We start from the raw sequence: 7,434 nt of genomic DNA on the forward strand, positions 1-7,434 counted from the left end.
TGAACATAAATTATAGTTAATCTTAAAAAATAAAGATAATTGTTTTGCAAATAAATCACTTAAACATAATATTCATCACAAAATATTAAAAATAGCTGTCACTTTTAAGCAATTTTTTTACTGATATGACCTGAATTGTCAGCCATCAAAAAACCTAGCCGAAGCTAGGTTTTCTGAAAATTAAAAGGACAGGCAATATTAGCTAACTTTCATTTTCTCGAAGATTAAATCACCCGCTTCGGCTTGGACCAGAATCGTATCACCCGGCTGGAATTCCCCTGCAAGGATTTTTTGAGCCAGGCCATTTTCAATACGTTGCTGGATCGCACGTTTTAACGGACGCGCACCATACAGCGGATCGAAACCGGCATCAATTAACTGATCGAAAGCACTGTCATCTACCGACAGACGCATATCACGCTCTGCCAGGCGCTGACGCAAGCGATTCAACTGGATATCGGCAATACCGCGAATCTGGTCTTTTTCCAGCGCATGGAAGACCACCAGTTCATCAATACGGTTAATAAACTCCGGACGGAAATGTTCCGAGACCGCATTCATCACTACTGTACGAACTTCATCACGTGTTGCATTAGCGCCCAGTTCACGTACATCCTGTGAACCCAGGTTCGACGTCATAACGATCACGCTGTTTTTAAAGTCCACTACCCGGCCTTGCGAGTCAGTCAAACGTCCATCATCCAGCACCTGTAGCAAGATGTTAAACACATCCGGATGCGCTTTTTCGACTTCATCGAACAAGATCACGCTATAGGGTTTACGACGTACCGCTTCCGTCAGCACCCCGCCTTCTTCATAACCCACATAGCCCGGAGGCGCACCGACCAAACGACTGACCGAATGTTTTTCCATGAATTCAGACATATCAATACGAATCATGGCATCGTCACTATCAAACAAGAAGTTGGCTAATGCTTTGGTCAATTCTGTTTTACCCACACCCGTTGGACCCAGGAACAGGAAGGAGCCACTTGGACGGTTCGGATCTGATAGGCCTGCACGTGAACGGCGCACTGCATTCGACACCGCAACCACAGCTTCTTCTTGCCCCACCACACGGTTATGCAGGAACTCTTCCATATGCAGCAGTTTGTCACGTTCACCTTGCAACATTTTCGCCACAGGAATACCGGTGGCCGCACTGACCACCTCGGCAATTTCATTGTCGGTGACTTTGTCACGCAGCAGTTTCGGTGCTTCACTTTCTTCAGCTGCTTCAATACGTTCCAGCTGTTTTTGCAACTCTGGAATGACGCCATATTGATACCGTGCTGCTTCAGCCAGATCACCTTCACGTTGCGCTTTGTCCAGTGCAATACGGGCCTGATCCAGTTTGACCTGAATGTCTTTATTACCAGCAACCAAGGCTTTGTCTGCACGCCAGATTTCTTCTAGGTCCTGATACTCTTTTTCAACCGTGGCGATCTGGTCAGACAAATACTGAATTTCAGCTTTGGCACCCGAGTCTTCGTCTTTTTTCACTGCTTCCAGTTGCATTTTTAACTGAATCAGACGGCGCTCCAGTTTATCCAAAGCTTCGGGCTTGGAATCCAGTTCCATTTTAATGCGTGATGCTGCTTCATCAATCAGGTCGATGGCTTTATCCGGCAATTGACGATCGGTGATATAACGATGTGACATTTTCGCTGCGGCAATAATTGCAGAGTCCAGAATCTGTACCCCGTGATGCGTTGCATAACGGTCTTTCAGACCACGCAGAATCGCAATCGTGTCTTCCACACTCGGTTCATCGACCAAGACTTTCTGGAAACGACGCTCGAGCGCTGCATCTTTTTCAATATACTGACGATATTCATCCAGCGTAGTCGCACCGACACAGCGCAGCTCGCCACGTGCCAGCGCCGGTTTCAGCATGTTACCGGCGTCCATCGCACCATCACCCTTACCGGCACCCACCAAGGTATGCAGCTCATCGATGAATAAGATGATTTCGCCTTCGTGTTTGGCAATATCTTTCAGAACGGCTTTTAAGCGTTCTTCAAACTCACCACGGTATTTGGCACCGGCCAGTAAAGATCCCAGGTCCAGCGATAAAACACGTTTACCTTTCAGTCCTTCAGGTACTTCACCATTAATAATCCGCTGTGCCAGACCTTCGACGATTGCCGTTTTACCCACACCCGGCTCACCAATCAGTACCGGGTTATTTTTGGTGCGGCGTGACAGAACCTGAATGGTACGGCGGATTTCATCATCACGGCCAATCACAGGATCAAGCTTGCCTGCCAAAGCACGTTCAGTTAAATCAATGGTGTACTTATTCAGTGAATCACGCTGATCTTCATGATTATTGCTCATGACTTTTTCATCGCCTCGAAATTGATTAATGATCTGGCCTAAGGTTTCTGCCTTTAGGCCAACACTGTTTAATAAGGTTTTTGTGTTACCTGTTTCTGCCAGCGCCAACAGTACCCAATCTGTAGATAGAAACTCATCTCCGGCTTTTTGCGCGAAGCTGTCTGCCAAATGTAATACTTTTGCCGCTTCAGGGCTGAGATTGATATCCGCGGAGGGATTGCTCAGGGTTGCTGCATTACTTAGGGCCGTTTGCAGCTTGGTTTGCAATTCACGCAGATTGGCGCCGGCCTGCTGCAGCAAGCTGACATTGGATGCTTCATCCATCAAGGTGGCCAGAATATGAATCCCATCAATCGAGCTATGGTCTTTAGTCATGGCCAATGATTGTGCATCGGAAAGGGTTTGCTGCAGGCGATTGGTAAATTTCTCAAAACGCATTTTTGTTATTCCTCACAACAAATTTTCTACTTGATGGATATATGGGTGCGATTAATCAGATTTCAAATTATTTTTGTATATTTTTCAAAAACTTATTATCAAAAAATATACAGATTTCAATTATAATATTGGTGTAGTCAAATCATATTTCAAGTAAGCGAAAGAGAATTTTTAATGAGACCCCAAGACTAGCGCTAACTCATCATCTTGATTAAGCTATTTAGTTGTATCGGGATAATTTAAAACAAAATTGGCTTACATATGCTGTCCTAACCCTTCTACCAAATGAAGAACTTCAGAGAGTTTCTGTTCAGTTTGAATCAATACTCGAGGTGATTAATGGCCTTATCACTGATAAAGAAAAATTAGTTCAGCAACTTCCGTATGGCTTTCGCTCATACTTTTGTTTGGGACAAAGTAGTTTCATGATTCATTTTTATAAGAGCATCTTTTATGGATGATGTTTTAATTATGCGGATTTGACGATCCTTTCCCATACTCTTTTTCATTAAAATAAGCATGTAATCAACAATAAAAAAACACCCTCAATCAAGGGTGCGTCTAAATAACGATAAAAATTATGGAGCCGGATTTGGCTGCTGACAGTGAATCGCTTCAATACCTTTCAGTACGTCTTCAGATAAATCGATTTCAAAGGCCTGAATATTTTCTTTTAACTGATCCAGATTGGTGGCCCCAATAATAGTACTGGTTACAAAGAACTGCTGTTTGATAAAGGCCAAAGCCAATTGCGTCAAAGTCAGACCATGCTGCTCGGCCAGTTGTGCATATTGTTCGGTCGCCCATTCACTTTCCGGATTGCTATAGCGGCTAAAGCGCGAATATAAAGTAACCCGAGCATTGGCAGGACGCGCACCATGACGGAATTTACCGGTCAGATAACCGAATGCCAAAGGTGAATAAGCCAACAGGCCTACACCTTCGTATTTGGCAATTTCTGACATGCCCATTTCATAAGTACGATTCAATAAGCTATAGGGATTTTGCACACTGACAAACTTAGATAAACCAAGTTTTTCAGCCAGATGTAAAAATTTCATGGTGCCCCATGGGGTTTCATTGGACAGGCCGATATAACGAATGCGGCCTTTTTGAATCTCTTGATGTAAAGCGGTTAAGGTTTCTTCCAGATCTGTTACTGCACGAGCTTCTGCCGCTTCTGCATTACCATAGCCCAGCTTGCCAAAGAAATTGGTTGGACGTTGCGGCCAGTGCAGCTGATATAAATCGATATAATCGGTTTGCAGACGTGCCAAGGACTGGTCAATCGCTGATGCAATTTCATCTGCAACGAAACGGGTTCTGCCATCCCGGATATGACTGCCGCCTTGTGAAGGACCGGCAATTTTTGAGGCCAGAAAAAGTTGGTCACGGCCACCGCGAGAGGCAATCCAGTTACCAATCATACGCTCGGTTGCACCTTGCGTTTCAGGTTTTGGCGGTACCGGGTACATTTCAGCAGTATCCCAGAAATACAGTCCCTGATCCAAAGCATAATCCAGTTGCTGAAAAGCCTCTTCCTGTGTGTTTTGCTCACCAAATGTCATGGTGCCCAAACAAATTTCCGGCAAAAGAATGCCTGTATCTGCCAATGGTCTGAACTGCATAAAAAAATATCCTTAAAATTTATCGGTCGTTTATTGCGATCACATGCGCTATAGCCTATCGGAATGATAAGGGGACTTAAATTATCTTTTCTAAAAAGCTTGTGCCAAATTGTTATGTTCGAATGAATTTGTGCTTTTAAAGTAGGGATAAAAAAAGCAAATCAGAAGATTTGCTTTTTTTTATTTTTGACTTATTCGTCTTCGAGCTCACCGGCACTGACCGTTTCTGGCTCCTCCAGAGAAACATCGAAAATCAGAATGGCTTTACCATCAGTTTCAATCATACCCTGTTCTTCAAGTGTCTTCAGTACACGGCCGACCATTTCGCGGGAACAACCGACAATACGGCCAATTTCCTGACGGGTAATACGAATCTGACGGCCATTTGGTAAAATCATCGCCTCAGGCTGAGAAGACAAGTCGATCAGGCAACGTGCAATACGGCCTGAAACATCAATGAATGCCAGATCAGTCACTTTACGTGTGGTATTTTTCAGACGGCGTACCAGCTGAGCAAATACCGCATAGCTCAGATCAGGATATTGCTTGCTGATTTCATGAAAATTTTCATAGGTGATTTCAGCAATTTCACACACATCACGTGTACGAACTTCTGCAGTACGTTGTGGATTTACCTCAAATAAACCCATTTCCCCAAAAAAGTCACCTGGATTTAAATATGCCACGACAATCTCACGATCATCATCTTCACGAAGAATGATGGATACAGACCCCTTCAAAATCAAATACAAAGATTTAGATTCTGATCCTGCATCAATGATCGTAGTACGTTTTGGATAACGATTAATATATGCACGTTTTAACAGTGCTTTCACGGATTCTGGTAATTGCCCCGGAGAAAGCGCATCTGTGCTCAATTGTGAAAAGTTTGAAGTCATGCTTACGGTTCCGAATATGGATAATGTATAGATCGCACAAGACCTAATGTGAACTTGTCACACAGTGGGATTGAAATTCCGTATCAACCCAATTTATGTTAGTGTACAGTTACTTGACAAATTTATAGCTTTTTTTAGGTAGTTGCAATGCAAACAAGCGTTCATTGGTTAGAGAATGTTGCTTTTGAAGCAAAAACTCAAAGTGGTCATACCATCATTATGGATGGTTCAGCGGAATATGGTGGTGAAAACCGTGGTCCCCGTCCAATGGAACTGCTTTTAACCGGTCTGGGTGGCTGTGCATCTTTTGATATTGTGACCATTTTGAAGAAAGCCCGTCAGGATATTAGCGATGTACGTTGTGAGTTAAAGGCTGAACGTGCGGATACAATTCCGGCAGTTTTCACGAAAATTCACTTACATTTTGTCGTGACAGGCAAAGCCATTAAAGAGAAACAGGTGGCAAAAGCCGTAGAACTTTCTGCAGAAAAGTATTGCTCTGCCAGCAAAATGCTTTCGGATGGCGGCGTTGAAATTACCCATGATTATGACATTATCGAAGCAGAATAAACCTGAAATCTTCTAAAAATAGCAGCCTGAATGGCTGCTTTTTTATCCCAACAAATTGCCGAGCAAAACTTCTGAAGACTCTATCTGATTAAGTCCCTTGAACCAGGTAATGGGTGCCATCTTCAAAGATCAGAATATTGTCTGGAAATCTTAAAGCGCCAAGTCGATGTCTGAACGCGACGCCCTGCTGACGATCGAGATAGCGTTTGCCCACTGAATAGTCTACACAAAATACATTTTGTTGCTGTCCATACCATTGCAATGCATCGATCGATTTAAATAGTCCGGCCTTTTCTTCAGTAGTTTTAAAGTTTCGCCAATAATGCCCAGTAATCACTGGAATTTGATCGGTATAGCTGTCCCACCATGGCAAACGATCGATCATGCGCCATCGGCCACCGGCGTAAATGGGTTGCACCGCGATCTGTTCTGCACCTGAAGTGATGACCCGAATTGGATTATGCATCTGCTCACGCAGCTCTTTTTCTGCGAGGTGTTGCAATAAAGGTAAAGTTGCAGCTGGGTCTTTGAACTGGTGTTGGTATTGTTGCTGTTCATTCTGTATTAATTCATTAATACCTAAGGCTTGCAAATCCAGCGCTGTATGCTCAACGAATTTAGCATAGGCTTCTCTGAGCGAATTGAAATGAGAATCACGTAATCGATCAATGGATTGCTGATGCCAGCAGGCATGTACCACACGCAGCTGCTCAGACTCGAGCGCCACCGGCAAGCGATTTAAAAAATCCAGAATCCACTTATGGTCTGTGGCTGAAGCCTGTATGGAATCAAAAGGTTTCAGATCATCCTGATGCGGTGAACCAAAAAACCAGCCATTGCCTTCCCGAAAAGTATCGATCAACAGGTTCAATTCATGATTACCCATCACACATTGTGCATAGCCTTCATCTACCAGTTGTTTGACCCGTTTAATCACCGCAACACTGTCTTGCCCCCGATCACACAGATCACCAACAAAAATCAGTTTACGCTGCTCAGGATGACGACCGTGTCGGTCATAACCCAACACATGAATCAGTTGTTCCAGTGCTGCAATCTCGCCATGAATATCCCCAACGATATCCACGGGGCCAGTGAAAGCCTGTTGTATAAATGAATATTTCACTTATGCATCCTGAGTTAAAATGAAGCCAGATGAACATCCTTGGAGTATGCTTTAAATTTGTTTAGATCGGAATACAGAACACTAGATACTTTAAATAGTTCAGTTAAAATATGTCAGGTTTAAATAAAGATTTTTTATAAAATATATTTTATCTTGATTTTAAAATGACCTAAAAAATACCAGACATAATCCTTATATGCTTTAAGAGTTTAGTCCTGCTATTTTTTGTATTTTTGAGGGCAGGCTGGACTTTATGAAAGGCGGATTCAAGCGGCAAGTGCAACAGTATAAAAACTAGCCATAACTTCACTAGGCGTATACCAACCTAGTGTTTTTCTAGGACGATGGTTGAGTGCAAATTCTATCTGCTCTATTTGTTCGTTTGACACGTCATCAAACGATGATGATTTTGGCAGATATTGCCGGATTAAAC

The 7,434-nt window shown here is 43.2% G+C and carries 5 protein-coding genes and 1 pseudogene; 1 reads left to right on the forward strand and 5 read right to left on the reverse strand.

Going from position 1 to position 7,434, the window contains the following annotated elements:
* Nucleotides 1-198: 198 nt before the first annotated feature.
* From clpB to crp, 3 genes are all read right to left on the reverse strand, one after another.
* Nucleotides 199-2,778 carry an ATP-dependent chaperone ClpB gene (clpB, locus tag FTV29_RS11945; RefSeq protein ID WP_159137943.1) on the reverse strand — a complete coding sequence of 860 codons (2,580 nt, stop codon included), beginning with the start codon at nt 2,776-2,778 and terminating at the stop codon, nt 199-201.
* A 578-nt stretch (nt 2,779-3,356) separates the two neighbouring features.
* Nucleotides 3,357-4,406, reverse strand: a complete 1,050-nt coding sequence (locus tag FTV29_RS11950) for an NADP(H)-dependent aldo-keto reductase (RefSeq protein WP_180075546.1) — start codon at nt 4,404-4,406, stop codon at nt 3,357-3,359.
* Between the two features lie 191 nt (nt 4,407-4,597).
* Nucleotides 4,598-5,305 (reverse strand): cAMP-activated global transcriptional regulator CRP, encoded by a 708-nt coding sequence (gene crp, locus FTV29_RS11955; protein ID WP_005171629.1) that lies wholly within the window; start codon nt 5,303-5,305, stop codon nt 4,598-4,600.
* Nucleotides 5,306-5,452: 147 nt separating this feature from the next.
* On the opposite strand from crp, the gene FTV29_RS11960 reads away from it, so the two are divergent.
* Entirely contained in the window at nt 5,453-5,875 is a 423-nt protein-coding gene (locus FTV29_RS11960) for an OsmC family protein (RefSeq protein WP_180075547.1), read from the forward strand.
* Nucleotides 5,876-5,963: 88 nt separating this feature from the next.
* On the opposite strand, the gene FTV29_RS11965 is transcribed toward FTV29_RS11960, so the two are convergent.
* Both FTV29_RS11965 and FTV29_RS11970 read right to left on the reverse strand, forming a co-directional pair.
* A complete protein-coding gene (locus FTV29_RS11965; protein ID WP_180075548.1) occupies nt 5,964-7,001 on the reverse strand; it encodes a metallophosphoesterase in 1,038 nt (345 codons plus the stop codon).
* Between the two features lie 266 nt (nt 7,002-7,267).
* Nucleotides 7,268-7,434, reverse strand: a pseudogene (locus FTV29_RS11970) (IS30 family transposase); the annotation flags it as partial.

The organism is Acinetobacter sp. YH12254, from assembly GCF_013417415.1.
Classification (GTDB): domain Bacteria; phylum Pseudomonadota; class Gammaproteobacteria; order Pseudomonadales; family Moraxellaceae; genus Acinetobacter; species Acinetobacter pseudolwoffii.